The following is a 16,279-nucleotide window of genomic DNA, read 5'->3' as shown; positions in this document are numbered from 1 at the left end:
ATCAGCGACAGATCCGGGTGCCGCGGCGACTGGTCGCCGCGGCCCTGGTCGGCCTGCTCCTGGCGCGATGCGCCGTTGCCGGGCGGCTGGCGCCGTGGCCGCCGCCCGGCTGGCGCCTGGTCGCCTGCGACGTCGGTCAGGGCGACGCCCTCGTGCTGTCGGCGGGACCGGGCACCGCGGTGCTGGTCGATGCCGGCCCCGATCCGGCCCTGCTGACCCGCTGCCTCTCTGACCTCGGCGTGCGACGGATACCGGTGGTCATTCTCAGTCACTTCCACGCCGATCACGTCGAGGGGCTGCCGGCCGTGCTCGGCCGGCTTCCGGTGGGGGAGGTACTCAGCAGCCCGCTGGGGGAACCCGTTCTCCAGTGGCATCGGGTCCAACAGTGGACCCGGCGGGCCGGTGTGCCGCTGCGGACGGCCGTCATCGACTCCCGGGCACGGGTGGGGGCGGTCTCCTGGACCGTCCTGGCTCCGCGCACCGTGTTGCACGGCACCGAGAGCGATCCCAACAACGCGAGCCTGGTGCTCTCCGCACGGGTGGGGGAGGTGACCATCCTGCTCACCGGGGATGTGGAGCCGCCGGCCCAGCGGATGTTGACCGGCCGGCCGGGGGATCGGACGGCGCTACGAGCCGACGTGCTCAAGGTGCCCCATCACGGCGCCGCGGATCAGGACGTCACCTTCCTCGCGGCGACCGGGGCCCGATTTGCCCTGATCAGTGTCGGCACCGGGAACAGCTATGGTCATCCCGCGCGGTCCACCCTGCGGACGCTGCGCCGGTCCGGCATGGCCGTCGCCCGGACCGACCGCGACGGCGCGGTGGCGGTGGTCGCCGCGGCGGCACCCGCCGGGTCCGCCGAGTCCGGGTCGCCGGCGGGAGCCGCCTCCGGGTCGGGGGCGCGGGTCCGCGTCTCGGTGGTGCTCCGCCGGCCTGGGGGCGGATCGTGACATGCTCACCTGCGTGTCCTCCTCTGCACTGCCGCCGCTCGTCCTCGTCACCGGCGGCGAGGATCTACTCGTCGGTCGAGCCGTGCGCGGGGTTCTCGACGCGGCTCGGGCCCGTGATCCCGACGTCGAGGTCGTCGACCGGGCGGCCGGTGAGCTCAGCGAGGCCGATCTGATCGACCTCGGCGCCACCTCGATGTTCGGAGGTGGCCGGGTGATGGTCGTCCGTGGCACGCAGGACCTCGCCGAGGATCTGCGTGACGCGTTGCTGGAGTACATCGGTCGTCCGCTCGACGACGTCGTGCTCGTCGTCGTCCACAGCGGAGCGGTGAAGAACCGCAAACTCGCGGACGCGATGAAGGCCGCGGGCGCGCGGGTCGTGCCGGCAGTGAAGATCACCAAGCCGCGGGAGCGTCACGATTTCGTCGTCGCCGAAGTGCGGCGTCTCGGCGGCCGGGTCAGCGAGGGCGCGGTGCGCGCCCTGCTCGACGCGGTCGGCGGTGATCTGCGTGAGCTCGCCGCCGTTTGCGATCAGCTCGTGGCCGACACCGACGGGCTGCTCGACGAGGCCGCGGTGGCCCGTTTCCACCGGGGCCGGGCCGAGGCCAGCGGGTTCGTCGTCGCGGACGCGATCATCGGCGGCGACCTGCCGCAGGCGTTGACGCTGCTGCGTCAGTCCCTGGAGGGGGGTACCGCGGCCGTACTGGTCTCCAGTGCCGTCGCCGGTGGTCTGCGTGACCTCGCCCGGGTGGCGTCCGCGGGTCCTGGCTCGAAGTGGGATCTCGCCCGAGCCCTGGGCATGCCGGACTGGAAGGTCGAGAAGGCGCAGCGCTCCGCCCGGGCCTGGTCGGACCGGGGTCTCGGCCAGGCCCTGCGGGCGGCCGCCGAGGCCGACGCTGGCGTCAAGGGCACTGCGGTCGACGCCGGTTACGCCTTGGAGAAACTGTTGCGCGAGGTCGCCGTGGCCAGGTCGGGTGGGCGGGCCCGGGCGGCCGGGAGCCGGGGATGACCGACGGTCCGGGAGCCGGTGCCGGCCTCGTCGTGGCTCCCCAGCCGGCCGTCGACCCTGACGCCCCGCCGCCGGGCGGCTGGTTCGGCCTGCGGGTGCTACCTGCGGGCTGGATGCGGGGACTGCTCATGATCGTGACTGGGCTGGTCACGGTGGTGATTGCACTCGGTGATCTTGCGAGCGCCTGGGTGGTCGGTGTCCTCCCGCTGACCGTCGGCGCGATGGTTGCCTATCACGAGGTGCTTGAGCGGCTGATCCGGCCGGACGACGTCTCGGCGGAACCGGCCCCACTGCAGCCCGGAGCCCGTTCCACGCCGTGCAGGGGGCTCTGACCGGACGAGAGGCCTGACCGGCGGGTGGACACGCGGAAAGGCCGGGACGCCTGCGGCGCCCCGGCTGGAGGAAGACGACTCAGCTGGCGGCCAAGTCGGCATGCGCGCGAGCCAGCGCCGACTTCTTGTTGGCGGCCTGGTTGGCGTGAATGACACCCTTGCTGACGGCCTTGTCCAGCTTGCGGGACGCGATCCGCAGCGTCTCGTCGGCGCGCTCGACGTTACCGGCCTCCACGGCGTCGCGGAAGCGACGCACGTGCGTCTTGAGTTCCGACTTCACAGCCTTGTTGCGCAGCCGCCGCTTCTCGTTGGTGAGGTTGCGCTTGATCTGCGACTTGATGTTGGCCACGCGGGAGAACCTCTGATTTGTCGAGTCGGGGTGGTGCGGACACGTTATAGTACGCGCCGCACGGAACGGCGAGCAGATCATGACCGGACGACGATACGGCCCGTCACGACGACGATGCGGCCCATCACGGACGGCACTCAGATTATCAAACCCCCGCGCGCCGGCGCACCGGCGCACCGGCGCGCGCGGCTCCTGGCACGATGAAGGTGGTCGACCCAGATCTCGGCACGGGCGGCTCCACCGTGATCACCGCAAGCGAAACGAGAACTCTCCGCGTGTCCACAGCCCCGCACCTGGCGCCCGGCGCCGACCCGGCGATGATCCGCAACTTCTGCATCATCGCCCACATCGACCACGGCAAGTCGACCCTTGCCGATCGGATGCTTGGTGTGACCGGTGTCGTGGAGGCGCGCAACATGCGCGCGCAGTACCTCGACCGCATGGACATCGAGCGTGAGCGCGGGATCACCATCAAGGCCCAGAACGTGCGCCTGCCATGGCGGGCCGACGATGGTCGGGACTACATCCTGCATCTCATCGACACGCCGGGCCACGTTGACTTCAGTTACGAGGTGAGCCGTTCGCTCGCGGCCTGCGAGGGCGCGGTGCTGCTGGTCGACGCGGCCCAGGGCATCGAAGCGCAGACTCTGGCGAACCTGTACCTGGCGATTGAGAACGACCTGACCATCGTTCCGGTACTCAACAAGATCGATCTTCCGGCGGCCCAGCCGGAGAAGTACGCTGAGGAGATCGCGACGATTATCGGCTGCGAACCGGGCGAGGTGCTCCGCGTGTCCGGCAAGACCGGTCAGGGGGTGCCGGAGCTGCTCAACGAGATCGTGCGCCGGGTGCCCGCCCCGGTCGGCGATCCGGACGGTCCGGCTCGTGCGATGATCTTCGACAGCGTCTACGACATCTACCGCGGCGTCATCACCTATGTACGGGTGGTCGATGGCACGCTGACCACCCGCGACCGGTGTCTGATGATGTCGACCGGCGCGAGCCACGAGACCCTCGAGGTAGGTGTCATCTCGCCGGACCCCCATCCGACCGGGTCGCTGTCGGTCGGCGAGGTCGGCTACGTCATCCCTGGGGTCAAGGACGTCCGGCAGGCCCGGGTCGGCGACACCATCACCACTACCCGGCGGCCGGCGACGGAGATGCTCGGTGGCTATCGGGATCCGTTGCCGATGGTGTACTCCGGGCTGTATCCGATCGACGGCAGCGAGTATCCCGCGCTGCGCGAGGCTCTCGACAAGCTTCAGCTCAACGACGCCGCCCTGACCTACGAACCGGAAACCTCCGCGGCACTGGGGTTCGGATTCCGGTGCGGCTTCCTGGGCCTGCTGCATCTGGAGATCGTCCGGGAGCGGCTGGAGCGCGAGTTCAACCTCACCCTCATCTCCACGGCCCCGAACGTCGTCTACCGGGTGGTCATGGAGGACCTTTCCGAGGTCACAGTGACCAATCCCAGTGACTGGCCGGGTGGGAAGATCGCCGAGGTGTACGAGCCCGTCGTCGAGGCGATGCTGCTGCTGCCGACCGACTTCGTCGGGGCGGTGATGGAACTGTGCCAGGGCCGGCGCGGCGTCCTGAAGGGGATGGACTATCTGTCGACCGACCGGGTGGAACTCAAGTACACGTTGCCCCTCGGTGAGATCATCTTCGACTTCTTCGACGCCCTGAAGTCCAGGACCCGGGGCTATGCCAGCCTCGACTACGAGCCGGCGGGGGAGCAGCTGGCCGATCTGGTGAAGGTCGACATCCTGTTGCAGGGGGAGACCGTCGATGCTTTCTCGGCGATCGTGCACCGTGAGAAGGCCTACGCTTACGGCGTGTCCATGACGACCAAGCTGCGCGAGCTGATTCCGCGTCAGCAGTTCGAGGTGCCGATCCAGGCGGCGATCGGCAGCCGGATCATCGCGCGGGAGAACATCCGCGCCATCCGCAAGGACGTGCTCGGCAAGTGCTACGGCGGCGACATCACCCGCAAGCGCAAGCTGCTCGAGAAGCAGAAGGAGGGCAAGAAGCGGATGAAAACGATCGGTCGGGTCGAGGTGCCACAGGAGGCCTTCATCGCGGCGCTGTCCACGGACACCGGCAAGCCGGCGGTGAAGTGAGTCCGGTGCGGGGCCGACGCGGGACCGTGGCGCCATCTGCCTGTTCGGTGGGTCGGCCGCTCAGCCGGTCGGCAGGGGGGTGGCCGGGAGACGGATCGGTTCGGTGGCCGGTTCGGAGAACGACAGGCCCGCGACGGGGGCGGCGGCGCTGGAACGGTACACGGTGGTTCGGGGTGGGAGCAGTTCGAAGATCTCGTCGAGAACGGCCCTGGCGTCGTCGTCCATGACCGGATCTTTTCGCACCGACGTCGATCGGTCCACGGTGAACCACTCATATTTTCCCTTCTGTGCCCAACGATGACAAAATGTCATTACACTCGGCCAGCTTCGCTGAAGCGGGTATTCCGGCCTTATCTCCAGGTGGTCCTCGTGTGGCCATCCTTGGCCCGCCGACGCGGTTGACAAACGTAGCGTTGCCGCGAGAGCACACGTTGGGGGCACACTGGGGGCATGCCACAAAAGCCTCCCGACGGCTCGCCTCCGCCGGACGACGGTGCCCTCCCGGCTGCCGCGCTGGCCGAGGTGACCCGGCGACCGTTCGGGGTCTACGTGCATGTGCCCTACTGTGCGGCGCGCTGCGGCTACTGCGACTTCAACACCTACACGGCGGCCGACCTGGGCGGCGCACTGGTGTCGTCGGTGGGCCTCACGACGTTCGTCGACATCGCGACTGGCGAGGTCCGGCTCGCGCGTACCGTGCTTGGTGAGCAGGAGCTCGTGATCTCCACGGTCTTCGTCGGTGGCGGCACGCCGACCCTGTTGACCGCTGACGATCTCGGGCGGCTGTTGCGGATCCTGGACGACGGGTTCGGGTTGGCGCCCGACGCGGAGATCACTACCGAGGCGAATCCGGAGTCGGTGGATCCGGCGCAACTGGAGCAGCTGCGCGCCGCCGGTTACACCCGGATCTCCTTTGGCATGCAGAGTAGCCGTCCGCACGTCCTCGCCGCCCTGGACCGGCGGCACACCCCCGGCCGCGTGCCCGAGGTGATGCGCTGGGCCCGCAAGGCCGGCTTTGACCAGGTCAGCCTGGACCTCATCTACGGGGCTCCGGGCGAGTCGGAGGCGGACTGGGCGGCGAGCCTGGACGCGGCGATCCAGCTCGGCCCGGACCACGTCAGTGCCTACGCGCTGACGGTTGAGGAGGGCACGAAACTGTCCCGCCGGGTCCGCCGGGGCGAGCTGCTCGAACCCGACGACGACCTGCTTGCCGACCGCTACCTGCAGGCCGATGACGCTCTGTGCGCGGCCGGCCTGACCAGCTACGAGGTCAGCAACTGGTCGCGGGGGGCCGGTACCCGGTGCCGGCACAATCTGGGGTACTGGCGCGGAGATCACTGGTGGGGGATCGGTCCGGGCGCGCACAGCCACGTCGGCGGGGTGCGATGGTGGAACGTGCGTCATCCGGCGGAGTACGCGGCCCGGCTGGGGGCCGGGCGCAGTCCCGCGGCCGCCCGGGAGGAGCTCGACGCGCAGGCCCGCAGGGTCGAGCGGGTCATGCTGGGCGTCCGGTTGGCCGAGGGACTGGCCGTCGGTGAGCTGGACGGGGCCGGCCGGGAGGCCGCCGCCGGGCTCGCGAAGTCCGGCCTGGTGGAACCCGGTGCCCTGGAGTTCGGCCGGGTGCGTCTCACCCGTCGCGGTCGTCTGCTCACCGACACGGTCGTGCGAGCCCTGCTGCCCGGCTGATGCCGCTGCCCGACTGGTGCCGCTGCCCGACTGGCGGCCGTCCAGTGGCCCGATCGGGCGGGACTGGAACCTGGGTACCGGCGTGTTCGTTTCGTTATGAGGACGTCGCCGGGCCCTCACCGGTAATTCGTGGGGCGGCTCATGTTCTGTGCTTCGACCTGAGCAGGCGGCTACACTTGGCACTCACTGCGGCCGAGTGCCAAGCTGGGTGCCCGCCGCTGTACATACCGTGGCCCGGCCACGTCCCGCCTGGTGAAGGGGGTGCGACCGCGTGCTGGAGGATCGGCGGCTCGAAGTCTTTCGGGCGATTGTTGAGGACTTTGTGCTGAGCAACGAGCCGGTGGGTTCCAAGGCGCTGGCGGAGCGGCACAACCTCGGTGTGTCATCAGCTACTGTCCGTAACGACATGTCCGCCCTGGAGGAAGAGGGGTACATCACACAGCCCCATACCAGCGCAGGACGGATACCGACGGACAAGGGCTACCGGTTGTTCGTGGACCGGTTGTCCGGGGTGAAGCCGCTGTCCCGGGCTGAACGTCGGGCGATCCAGAGCTTCCTGGAGGGCGCCGTCGACCTGGACGACGTGGTGCGCCGCTCCGTGCGGCTGCTCGCCCAGCTCACCCGGCAGGTGGCCGTCGTGCAGTACCCCTCCCTGTCGAGTAGCAGCATCCGGCACATCGAGGTTGTCACGCTCGGCCCGTACCGCCTGCTGATGGTCCTCATCACCGACACCGGGCGGGTCGAGCAGCGTATCGTCGACAGCCTCGTACCCATCGACGACGAGGTCGCCGGCGAGCTGCGTTCCGCGCTCAACTGCGCGCTGGCCGGCCGGCGCTTGGTCGACGCCCCCGACATCGTCGCGGCCCTGCCCGACAGCACCCGCTCCGAGCTGCGCCCTTACCTGACCACGATGGCCGGCGCCGTGCTGGAGTCGCTGGTCGAGCGGCAGGAGGAGCGCATCGCGATGGCCGGGACGGCGAATCTCACGCGGTCCCCGGTCGACTTCGCCGACTCGTTGCGGTCGATACTTGAGGCATTGGAAGAACAGGTCGTGCTGATGAAGCTCATCGGCTCGGCGCGGGAGACCGGTACTGTAACCGTACGGATCGGTCGCGAAACGGATGTGGACGCCCTCCGGTCCACCGCGGTGGTGGCCACGGGATACGGTCGTGGTCCCTTCGCGCTGGGTGGGATGGGGGTGGTCGGCCCGATGCGCATGGACTATCCGGGGACGATGGCGGCCGTCCGGGCCGTCGCCAAATATGTGGGTGAACTCTTGGGTGCCGACTGATGGCAGTGGATTATTACGCCGTTCTGGGCGTACGCCGGGAAGCGTCGAACGACGAGATCAAGCGGGCCTACCGCAAACTGGCCCGTGAGCTGCATCCGGACGTCAATCCAGATCCGGATGCGCAGCAGCGATTCCGGGGCGTCACGGCCGCGTACGAGGTGCTCTCCGATCCGGAGAAGCGCCAGATCGTCGACCTGGGCGGCGATCCGCTCGCGTCCGGCGGCGGCGGCGGTGGTGGTTCGCCGTTCGGCGCCGGTTTCGGCGGCCTTGGTGACATCATGGACGCCTTCTTCGGCGGCGGGTCGAGCCGTGGGCCCCGGTCCCGGGTCCGGCGCGGCAACGACGCGCTGCTGCGTATCGAGCTCGACCTGTCCGAGACCGCGTTCGGCGCCACGCGCGAGATCACCGTGGACACGGCGGCGGTGTGCTCGACGTGTACCGGCGCCGGTGCGGCTCCCGGCACGCACCCGTCGACCTGCGGTACCTGCGGCGGGCGGGGCGAGGTCCAGCAGGTCACCCGTTCCTTCCTCGGCCAGATGGTGACCTCCCGGCCTTGTCCGCGGTGTTCGGGTACCGGCACCGTGATCGAGCATCCCTGCCGGGACTGCGGCGGCGACGGCCGGGTACGCAAGCGCCGGACGCTCACCGTGAAGATCCCCTCCGGGGTCGAGGACGGCATGCGCATCCGGCTGTCGGGCGAGGGCGAGGTCGGGCCCGGCGGCGGGCCGCCCGGTGACCTTTACGTCGAGGTCTCCGAGAAGCAGCACCCGGTCTTCACCCGGGAGGGCGACGATCTGCACTGTGAGCTGCCGCTGCCGATGACCTCGGCGGCGCTCGGCACCTCCGCCACGCTGGAGACCCTCGACGGCACCGAGACCATCGCCGTGAAGCCCGGCACCCAGCCCGGTGAGGTCATCAAGCTCGCCGGGCGCGGGGTTCCGCATCTGCGGGCCGCCGGGCGCGGTCATCTGCACATCCACATCAACGTCGAGACTCCGACGAAGCTGGACGGCGAGCAGGAGCGGTTGCTGCGGGAGTTGGCGAAGCTGCGCGACGAGGAGGCGCCGGCCGTCGTGGGCGGATCCTCCGACGGCGGCGCGGCGGGGCTGTTCCGGCGGCGGGGCACGCGCCGTGGCCGTTAGCCCGGTCGTCGGCCGTGACCGCTGCGGAGAGGATGCATCCTGACCAGCGCCCTGTTCCGGCTGTCGCCGCTGCCGATCGCGGACTCGTTCACCCTCGCTGGTCCGGAGGGTCGCCATGCGGCCATGGTGCGCCGGCTGCGGCCGGGGGAACCGGTCGACGTGACCGACGGTCTTGGCCATGCGGTGGAGTGCGAGGTCGTCGCCGTCCGGCGGGATGAGATCGACTGCGCCGTCCGGCGCCGGGCCGCCGCCGGGGCCCCGAGCCCCCGGCTGGTTGTCGTGCAGGCCCTTGCCAAGGGGGATCGGGGCGAGCGGGCGGTGGAGATGCTGACCGAGGTCGGTGTCGACGAGATCGTGCCGTGGTCGGCGGCCCGGTCCGTGGCCCGTTGGGAGGATGTCCGTGGCGTGCGGGCCCGGGAACGCTGGGTCAGAGCCGCGGAGGAGGCGTCGAAGCAGTCCCACCGACTGCACTGGCCAGTGGTGGGCGAGCTGGCCGGCCTGAAGGAGGTTGTCGAGCGGGTGCGGGCGGCGGCGCTTGCCGTCGTCCTGCACGAGGAGGCGACCATCCCGTTGGTCGGACTGGCCCGCTCGGTTGGACTGGTCCGCTCGGTTGAGGTGCCGGAGCGGGTGGGCCCGACCGCCTCGGCGGCGGAGCTGGTGCTCGTCGTGGGCCCCGAGGGAGGGGTGTCCGAGCCGGAACTGGCCACGCTGGGTGAGGCCGGAGCGATTGTGTCGCGGCTCGGTTTGACGGTGCTGCGCACATCCACCGCCGGCGTCGTGGCCGCGGCGGTCGTGTTCGCGGACCTCGGTCGTTGGGACGGCCCGGCGCGGTGATGGATAGACTGGCCAGGTAGCGCCCGTGGTCCGCCTCGCTGGGCGGCCCCTCCGGCTGGAGGGGTTCTGTCCCGGTGTCGGCTGTCCGCGCCGCGCCGCCTACCGCGATCATCAATCCTGAGAGGTGCCCCGGCCTCGCTGGCCGCTCTTTATGCCCGAATCCGTTACGCCACCCGTCGCGCCCGACACCAGGGTCCAGACGCGCATTGTCGTACCCGGTCCGCACAGCATGGTGAGTCTGCTCGGTCACCAGGATCAGCTGCTCCGTACCGTCGAGAAGGCTTTCTCCTCGGATATCCATGTGCGTGGCAACGAGATCACCATCACCGGCGCTCCGGCTGAGAACGAGCTCGCTGCCAGGTTGTTCGCCGAGCTCATCGCGCTGCTCGACGCCGGGACGGAGCTCAGCCCGCAGCATGTCGACCATTCGCTGGCGATGCTGCGCAGCGGCGCCGAGGAGCGGCCGGCCGAGGTTCTCACCCTCAACATCCTCTCCAGCCGGGGCCGGACGATCCGGCCGAAGACGCTGAACCAGAAGCGGTACGTCGACGCGATCGACCAGCACACCATCGTTTTCGGGATCGGGCCGGCCGGCACCGGCAAGACCTACCTCGCCATGGCGAAGGCCGTTCAGGCGTTGCAGGCCAAGAAGGTGAACCGGATCATTCTGACCCGCCCCGCGGTCGAGGCGGGGGAACGCCTCGGGTTCCTGCCGGGGACCCTGTACGAGAAGATCGATCCTTACCTGCGGCCGCTCTACGACGCGCTGCATGACATGATCGATCCGGACTCGATCCCGCGGCTGATGCAGAGCGGCACGATCGAGGTGGCCCCACTGGCCTACATGCGCGGCCGGACGCTGAACGACGCCTTCATCATCCTCGACGAAGCCCAGAACACCTCGCCGGAACAGATGAAGATGTTCCTCACCCGGCTCGGCTTCGGCGCGAAGATCGTTGTTACTGGGGACGTGACCCAGGTCGACCTCCCCAGCGGCACCCGCAGCGGGCTGCGGGTGGTCCGGGAGATCCTCGACGGCCTCGACGACGTCCATTTTGCATCCCTGACCAGCTCCGATGTGGTTCGGCACCGGCTCGTGAGCGAGATCGTCGACGCTTACGCCCGCTGGGACGCGGCCAGCGCGCCGCCACCCGCTCCGGCCCGGTCTGCCCGTCGGGACCGACGGTGACCGTCGCCGCGGTCGGAGAGGACCGCTGATGGCCGTATTCGTTGCCAACGAGTCGGGCGCGAGTGACGTCGACGAGGTGAGGCTGGCCGCGCTCGCCCGGTTCGTGCTCGACGCCATGAAGGTGAACCCGCTCGCCGAGCTCTCGGTGATGCTGGTGGAGCCGAAGGCTATGACCGATCTGCACGTCCGGTACATGGGCGAGGAGGGCCCGACCGACGTCCTGTCCTTCCCACAGGACGACGCCTTCGACGCCTCGTGGTCGGAGTCGGTCGACGACGATCCGACCACCCTGCTCGGCGACGTCGTGCTGTGCCCGGACGTCGCGCGGCGGCAGGCGGAGCAGGCCGGTCACTCCTTCGATCGCGAGCTGTCCCTGCTGTGCACCCACGGCATCCTGCACCTGCTCGGCTACGACCACGCCGAGCCGGACGAGGAACGCGAGATGTGGAAGGTACAGAGCCAGCTGCTCGCGTCGTGGGACGGCGCGGTGCGGGCCCCCGGCGACGCGGACGCCGCCCGCGATGCCGCGGGCGGCGGCGAGGGCCGCCGTAGTGACCAGAGCCGCCGCAGTGACCAGGGCCGTGGCGGTGGCGCCGGAGAGCCCCCTGCCGCGCCCGCACGCTGACCCGGCACAAGGGGGTCCGCATGAGTTCCGGTGATCTTTTTCTCGTCTTCATCGCCGTGATGGGCTCGCTTGCCGCGGCGGGTCTCGGCGGCATCGACGCGGCCCTGACCCGGGTCTCCCGGGTGACGGTCGAGGGCTTCTCCCGCCAGGGCCGGGCCGGTGCCCGGAACCTGGCGACCGTCGTGGCCGATCCGGGCCGCTACCTCGCGCTGCTGCTGCTCCTGCGCATCGTCGCGGAGATGCTCGCCGCGGCCTGTATCACGGTGCTGTTCGTGCACGCCTACGGGGCCGGGTTCGCCGCGATCGGCCTCGGGACGCTGGCCTCGACCCTGGTCGCCTACATCCTCGTCGGGGTGATGTCCCGTACTCTGGGCCGCCAGCACGCCCCCGCGGTGGCGTTGGCCAGCGCCGGTCTCACGGTCCGGTTGGCGCGGATCTTCGGGCCGTTGCCCCGGCTGCTGATCGCGTTCGGCAACGCGGTCACCCCCGGCCCTGGTTTCCGGGATGGTCCCTTCGCCTCCGAGGCCGAGCTGCGCGATCTCGTCGACCTCGCCGAGGAGAACGAGGTCATCGAGCGCGAGGAACGCGACATGATCGCGTCGGTGTTCGAGCTCGGGGACACCCTGGTGCGCGAGGTGATGGTGCCGCGTCCGGACATGCTCTTCATCGAGTCGACGAAGACCGTCCGGCAGGCCCTCGCGCTGGCCCTGCGCAGCGGCTTCTCGCGGATCCCCGTCATCGGGGAGAGCGTCGACGACGTGGTGGGGATCGCCTTCCTCAAGGACATGGTCCGCCGGGAACGCGAGGGGGGCGAGGACGGTGCGATCGCTGAGATCATGCGTTCGCCCGCGCTTGTGCCCGAGAGTAAGCCCGCGGACGACCTGCTCCGCGAGATGCAGGCGTCGCGTACCCACATGGCGATCGTCATCGACGAGTACGGTGGAACGGCCGGACTCGTCACCATCGAGGACATCCTCGAGGAGATCGTCGGTGAGATCACCGACGAGTACGACAACGAGGTTCCGCCGGTGGAGTGGATCGACGCTGACACCGCGCGGGTAACCGCCCGGCTCGACATCGACGATCTGGCGAAGCTGTTCCACTTCGATGTGGACGACCTGCCCGGCGCGGACGACACCCTCACCGTCGGTGGCCTGCTGGCCACGGCCCTGGGACGGGTGCCCATCCCGGGTGCGACGGTCACGGTCGGTGGGTTGCGGCTGTCGGCGGAACGGGCCGCCGGCCGGCGTAACCAGATCGGCACCGTGGTCGTCCAGCGGTTGCCGCATCCGTCGAACGGCGACGACGGCTCGCCGCCTCCCCGATCCGACGACGGCGGCGAACCCGTGCGCAGCTCGTCGTCGGACCGAAAGGTGAATTCGTGACCGCCGACGTGACCCGGTCGGGGACCGTGCCTGCCGATGGCAACTCGGCCGACGGCGCCCCGGCTCTCGACCTCGCCGCCGAGGACGCGAAGCTCGTGGTGCTGGCCAGGGCGGCGCGGCAGCGTGCCTACGCCCCCTCGGGCGACCCTGCGGAGGGGGCGGCGCTGCGTGACACCGACGGTCGCACCTACGCGGCGGCGACTCTCGGCCTGGGCCGGGCCGAGCTAGCGATCTCGGCGCTGCGCGCGGCGGTGGCCGCCGCGGTGTCCAGTGGCGCCCGCCGGTTCGAAGCTGCCGCGGTGGTCACGCAGAAGGACGAGCTCGACCGCGCCGACCTGGCGACGTTGGCCGAGTTCGGCGCCGGGATCCCGGTGTTCCTCGCCGGCCCGGACGGCGTCGCCCGGACCAGGGTGACCACCTAGCGTGTCGACAACGACCTCGGTGCCGTTCCGGGCCGGCTTCGCCTGCCTCGTCGGACGGCCCAACGCCGGCAAGTCGACGCTGACGAACGCGCTGGTAGGGACGAAGGTCGCCATCACCAGCGGGCGACCACAGACCACTCGGCACGCCATCCGCGGCATCGTCCACCGCGACGACGCCCAGCTCGTCCTGGTCGACACCCCGGGGTTGCACCGGCCGCGCACGCTGCTCGGGCAGCGGCTCAATGACGTGGTGCGGGCCACGCTGTCCGAGGTTGACGTCGTCGGTTTCTGCATGCCCGCGGACGAGCCGGTCGGCCGGGGGGACCGCTTCATCGCCGAGGAGCTGTCCCGGCTGCCCAAGCGCACCCCGGTGGTCGCCATCCTCACCAAGACAGACCGGGTCGCCGATCCCGATCGGATCGGCGCCCGCCTGCTCGAGATCGCCGGGCTCGGCGAGTTCAGTGACATCGTTCCAGTCAGCGCGGTGCGCTCCTACCAGGTCGACGTGCTCGCCGACGTGCTCGTCGCCCGGCTGCCCGCCGGGCCTGCGCTGTATCCCGGTGGGGAGCTGACCGACGAACCGGAACAGGTGATGGTCGCCGAACTCGTCCGTGAGGCCGCGTTGGAGGGGGTCCGCGACGAGTTGCCGCACTCGCTCGCCGTCGTGGTGGAGGAGATGGTCCCCCGGGAGGGCAGGCCGGCGCAGCGTCCTCTCCTCGACGTCCGGGTGAACGTCTTCGTCGAGCGGCCCAGCCAGAAGGCGATTGTCATCGGGACCAGTGGATCCCGCCTCAAGGAGGTCGGTTCCCGCGCCCGTACCCAGATCGAGGCGCTCCTCGGCACCCCGGTCTTCCTCGATCTACATGTCAAGGTCGCCAAGGACTGGCAGCGCGATCCGCGTCAGCTGCGTCGCCTGGGGTTCTGAGCCGGCTCGCCGCCGGGCCCCACCGGGGCACCGTCCATGCCGCGTCCATGCCGCCATGTACTGCCGTACCTACCCCCGGCTATGGGAACGGGATGCCCGGCGGGCTCCTCAGGAGAACATCCCGGCTGGTACCGGCCATCTGCCGGGCGACCTCGCTTCACCGCATGAACTCGGGGCCGTGCAACCATGGGCGGGTGCCGGTGTATCGCGACGAAGGTGTCGTCCTGCGCACGGCCCCCCTCGCCGAGGCCGACCGCATCATTACCGTGCTCACCCGTCGGACCGGTCGGGTGCGGGCCGTCGCCAAGGGTGTCCGCAAGACGTCCTCGCGGTTCGGGTCGCGGCTGGAGCCGGGCACGTACGTCGATCTGCTGCTGCATTCCGGCCGGGCGCTGGACACGGTCACCCAGGCGGACATCATCTCTCCCTACGGCGCCACGATCGCCGTCGACTACCCGAGGTACACCGCGGCCGCGGTGATGCTCGAGACCGCCGAGCGGTTGACCAGCGAGGAACGCCAGCCCGCCCTGCGGCTGTTCCTCCTGCTCGTCGGTGGTCTGCGTACGCTCGCCGGCGGGGAGCGCCCACCCGCGCTCGTCCTCGACGCGTTCCTGCTGCGGGCGCTCGCGGTGTCCGGGTATGGGATGGCCCTAGACGACTGCGCGCGCTGCGGTGGGCCTGGGCTGCACCTGTCGTTGTCCGTGTCGGGCGGCGGCGTAGTGTGCCCGCAATGTCGCCCGCACGGTGCGGCGTCGGTGTCCGCGGGTGCGGTGCGGCTGCTCGCGGATCTGTTGTGCGGTGACTGGGACGGTGCACTGGTCAGTGACGCCCGCGCCCGGCGGGAGGCCGGTGGCATCGTCGCCGCCTATCTCCAGTGGCATCTCGAACGCGGGCTTCGCGCGCTGCCTCATCTGGAGAGGGCGTGACGCGGCCGGGCGCCGTGGTGGAGGTCTCGCGCGTGCGCTGGGACGGTCGTCCCGGGGAGGCGGGCTAGGCGGCCTGGGTGCGACCGCCGGGGAACGGGACCATGGGAGCGGGACGGCGGCGAGCGGGCCGTGGCGGAAGGACGAGGACGGACATGGTGAGGCGGAAAGCGGTGGTGGGTGCGTCCGGCGCGACCCGGCGCCGACGGGGGGACGATGTGGTGATGGCAGGGATCGGCAGGACGGATTGCGGCTTGAAGCCGCCCCGGACGGGTACGGGGAGGTAGGCGGTGGCGCTGCGTAATGATGTGGAGATGCGGTTCCGCGATCCGCATCCCCATCCCTCCGGCGCGCGGCCTCCGGTTCTGCCGTCGCGTCTCGTCCCGCGGCATGTGGGCATCGTCATGGACGGCAACGGACGGTGGGCGAAGAGGCGCGCGCTGGCGCGGACAAAGGGGCACGAGGCCGGCGAGGACGCCCTGTTCGACTGCGTCGAGGGCGCGATCGAGCTCGGGGTCCGATGGTTGTCGGTGTTCGCCTTCTCCACGGAGAACTGGAAACGGTCACCGGACGAGGTGGCGTTCCTGATGCGCTTCACCGACGGGGTGTTCGGCCGGCGCATCGAGGACATGCACGCGCTCGGTGTGCGGGTTCGCTGGGCGGGTCGTCGTCCCCGGCTGTGGGGGAACGTGATCAGGCGACTGGAGTCGTCCGAGGAACGTACCCGTGACAACGACCGGCTCACCCTGGTGATGTGCGTGAACTACGGCGGCCGGGCCGAGATCGCCGATGCCGCGGCGGCGATCGCCCGGGACGTGCGGGAGGGCCGGCTGCGCGTCGATCGGATCGATGAGGCGACCATCGGCCGCTACCTGGACGAGCCCGATATGCCCGATCTGGACCTCGTCATTCGGACTTCCGGGGAACAGCGGCTCAGCAACTTCCTGCTCTGGCAGGCCGCCTATGCCGAGTTCTCGTTCGTCGAGACGCTCTGGCCGGACTTCGACCGGCGCGATCTGTGGTCCGCCTGTGAGGACTTCGCCCGACGGGACCGGCGCTACGGCGGAACCGTCGCCCACCACGTCTGATGCCCGGGCCCG

General features: G+C 70.3%; 17 protein-coding genes. 15 read left to right on the top strand and 2 right to left on the bottom strand.

The annotated features are described in order from the left end of the window. The 3 genes from AC08OQ_RS00565 to AC08OQ_RS00555 all read left to right on the top strand — a co-directional run. Positions 1–950: ComEC/Rec2 family competence protein (locus AC08OQ_RS00565; protein WP_476611860.1), on the top strand; the 950-nt coding region annotated here is incomplete at its 5' end. Between the two features lies 1 nt (position 951). After that, a complete protein-coding gene (holA, locus tag AC08OQ_RS00560) occupies positions 952–1,956 on the top strand; it encodes a DNA polymerase III subunit delta (protein ID WP_476604096.1) in 1,005 nt (334 codons plus the stop codon). Further along, entirely contained in the window at positions 1,953–2,288 is a 336-nt protein-coding gene (locus tag AC08OQ_RS00555) for a hypothetical protein (protein ID WP_476604097.1), read from the top strand. The genes holA and AC08OQ_RS00555 overlap by 4 nt, the downstream gene beginning before the upstream one ends. 79 nt (positions 2,289–2,367) lie before the next feature. Here AC08OQ_RS00555 and rpsT read toward each other — a convergent pair whose 3' ends face one another. Next, the gene (rpsT, locus tag AC08OQ_RS00550) at positions 2,368–2,637 is read right to left on the bottom strand and encodes a 30S ribosomal protein S20 (RefSeq protein ID WP_476598592.1); all 270 of its coding nucleotides are present in this window, start codon (positions 2,635–2,637) and stop codon (positions 2,368–2,370) included. Positions 2,638–2,912: 275 nt separating this feature from the next. Here rpsT and lepA point away from each other — a divergent pair, with 275 nt between their 5' ends. Then, entirely contained in the window at positions 2,913–4,757 is a 1,845-nt protein-coding gene (gene lepA / locus AC08OQ_RS00545; RefSeq protein ID WP_462188091.1) for a translation elongation factor 4, read from the top strand. Positions 4,758–4,817: 60 nt separating this feature from the next. On the opposite strand, the gene AC08OQ_RS00540 is transcribed toward lepA, so the two are convergent. Beyond that, positions 4,818–4,982 (bottom strand): hypothetical protein, encoded by a 165-nt coding sequence (locus tag AC08OQ_RS00540; protein ID WP_462188092.1) that lies wholly within the window; start codon positions 4,980–4,982, stop codon positions 4,818–4,820. 225 nt (positions 4,983–5,207) lie between these two features. Here AC08OQ_RS00540 and hemW point away from each other — a divergent pair, with 225 nt between their 5' ends. The 11 genes from hemW (at position 5,208) to AC08OQ_RS00485 (ending at position 16,267) form a co-directional block, all read left to right on the top strand. Then, on the top strand, positions 5,208–6,443 hold the full coding sequence (gene hemW / locus AC08OQ_RS00535; protein WP_462188093.1) for a radical SAM family heme chaperone HemW: 1,236 nt from the start codon (positions 5,208–5,210) through the stop codon (positions 6,441–6,443). 271 nt (positions 6,444–6,714) lie between these two features. After that, positions 6,715–7,734: a heat-inducible transcriptional repressor HrcA gene (gene hrcA, locus AC08OQ_RS00530; RefSeq protein ID WP_476598590.1), complete on the top strand. Its 1,020-nt coding sequence runs from the start codon at positions 6,715–6,717 to the stop codon at positions 7,732–7,734. After that, complete coding sequence (dnaJ, locus tag AC08OQ_RS00525) at positions 7,734–8,876, top strand: molecular chaperone DnaJ (RefSeq protein WP_476598588.1); 1,143 nt, start codon at positions 7,734–7,736, stop codon at positions 8,874–8,876. The genes hrcA and dnaJ overlap by 1 nt, the downstream gene beginning before the upstream one ends. Before the next feature lie 123 nt (positions 8,877–8,999). After that, positions 9,000–9,710: a 16S rRNA (uracil(1498)-N(3))-methyltransferase gene (locus tag AC08OQ_RS00520; RefSeq protein WP_462188097.1), complete on the top strand. Its 711-nt coding sequence runs from the start codon at positions 9,000–9,002 to the stop codon at positions 9,708–9,710. A 151-nt stretch (positions 9,711–9,861) separates the two neighbouring features. After that, complete coding sequence (locus AC08OQ_RS00515; protein ID WP_462188098.1) at positions 9,862–10,899, top strand: PhoH family protein; 1,038 nt, start codon at positions 9,862–9,864, stop codon at positions 10,897–10,899. Positions 10,900–10,927: 28 nt separating this feature from the next. Next, complete coding sequence (gene ybeY, locus AC08OQ_RS00510) at positions 10,928–11,524, top strand: rRNA maturation RNase YbeY (protein ID WP_476594917.1); 597 nt, start codon at positions 10,928–10,930, stop codon at positions 11,522–11,524. Positions 11,525–11,544: 20 nt separating this feature from the next. Then, entirely contained in the window at positions 11,545–12,909 is a 1,365-nt protein-coding gene (locus AC08OQ_RS00505) for a hemolysin family protein (protein ID WP_462202793.1), read from the top strand. Beyond that, positions 12,906–13,331 carry a cytidine deaminase gene (locus tag AC08OQ_RS00500; RefSeq protein ID WP_476598586.1) on the top strand — a complete coding sequence of 142 codons (426 nt, stop codon included), beginning with the start codon at positions 12,906–12,908 and terminating at the stop codon, positions 13,329–13,331. Before AC08OQ_RS00505 ends, AC08OQ_RS00500 begins: the two co-directional genes overlap by 4 nt. A gap of 1 nt (position 13,332) precedes the next feature. Next, on the top strand, positions 13,333–14,256 hold the full coding sequence (gene era / locus AC08OQ_RS00495; RefSeq protein WP_476598584.1) for a GTPase Era: 924 nt from the start codon (positions 13,333–13,335) through the stop codon (positions 14,254–14,256). A gap of 194 nt (positions 14,257–14,450) precedes the next feature. After that, positions 14,451–15,182, top strand: a complete 732-nt coding sequence (gene recO, locus AC08OQ_RS00490; protein ID WP_462187699.1) for a DNA repair protein RecO — start codon at positions 14,451–14,453, stop codon at positions 15,180–15,182. A 287-nt stretch (positions 15,183–15,469) separates the two neighbouring features. Beyond that, on the top strand, positions 15,470–16,267 hold the full coding sequence (locus AC08OQ_RS00485) for an isoprenyl transferase (protein WP_476598582.1): 798 nt from the start codon (positions 15,470–15,472) through the stop codon (positions 16,265–16,267). Positions 16,268–16,279: the final 12 nt, after the last annotated feature.

This window comes from Frankia sp. CcCS3 (genome assembly GCF_977927575.1).
Note: the sequence above shows the minus strand (reverse complement) of the source record. Positions and strands in the feature narration are given on the sequence as shown.

Bases quoted from the DNA above. Each gene is read 5' to 3' on its own strand.
- AC08OQ_RS00505 (WP_462202793.1), top strand. From the start codon at position 11,545: ATGAGTTCCGGTGATCTTTTTCTCGTCTTCATCGCCGTGATGGGCTCG.
- AC08OQ_RS00515 (WP_462188098.1), top strand. From the start codon at position 9,862: ATGCCCGAATCCGTTACGCCACCCGTCGCGCCCGACACCAGGGTCCAG.
- holA (WP_476604096.1), top strand. From the start codon at position 952: ATGCTCACCTGCGTGTCCTCCTCTGCACTGCCGCCGCTCGTCCTCGTC.
- dnaJ (WP_476598588.1), top strand. From the start codon at position 7,734: ATGGCAGTGGATTATTACGCCGTTCTGGGCGTACGCCGGGAAGCGTCG.
- ybeY (WP_476594917.1), top strand. From the start codon at position 10,928: ATGGCCGTATTCGTTGCCAACGAGTCGGGCGCGAGTGACGTCGACGAG.
- AC08OQ_RS00540 (WP_462188092.1), bottom strand. From the start codon at position 4,982: ATGGACGACGACGCCAGGGCCGTTCTCGACGAGATCTTCGAACTGCTC.
- AC08OQ_RS00520 (WP_462188097.1), top strand. From the start codon at position 9,000: ATGGTGCGCCGGCTGCGGCCGGGGGAACCGGTCGACGTGACCGACGGT.
- hemW (WP_462188093.1), top strand. From the start codon at position 5,208: ATGCCACAAAAGCCTCCCGACGGCTCGCCTCCGCCGGACGACGGTGCC.
- AC08OQ_RS00555 (WP_476604097.1), top strand. From the start codon at position 1,953: ATGACCGACGGTCCGGGAGCCGGTGCCGGCCTCGTCGTGGCTCCCCAG.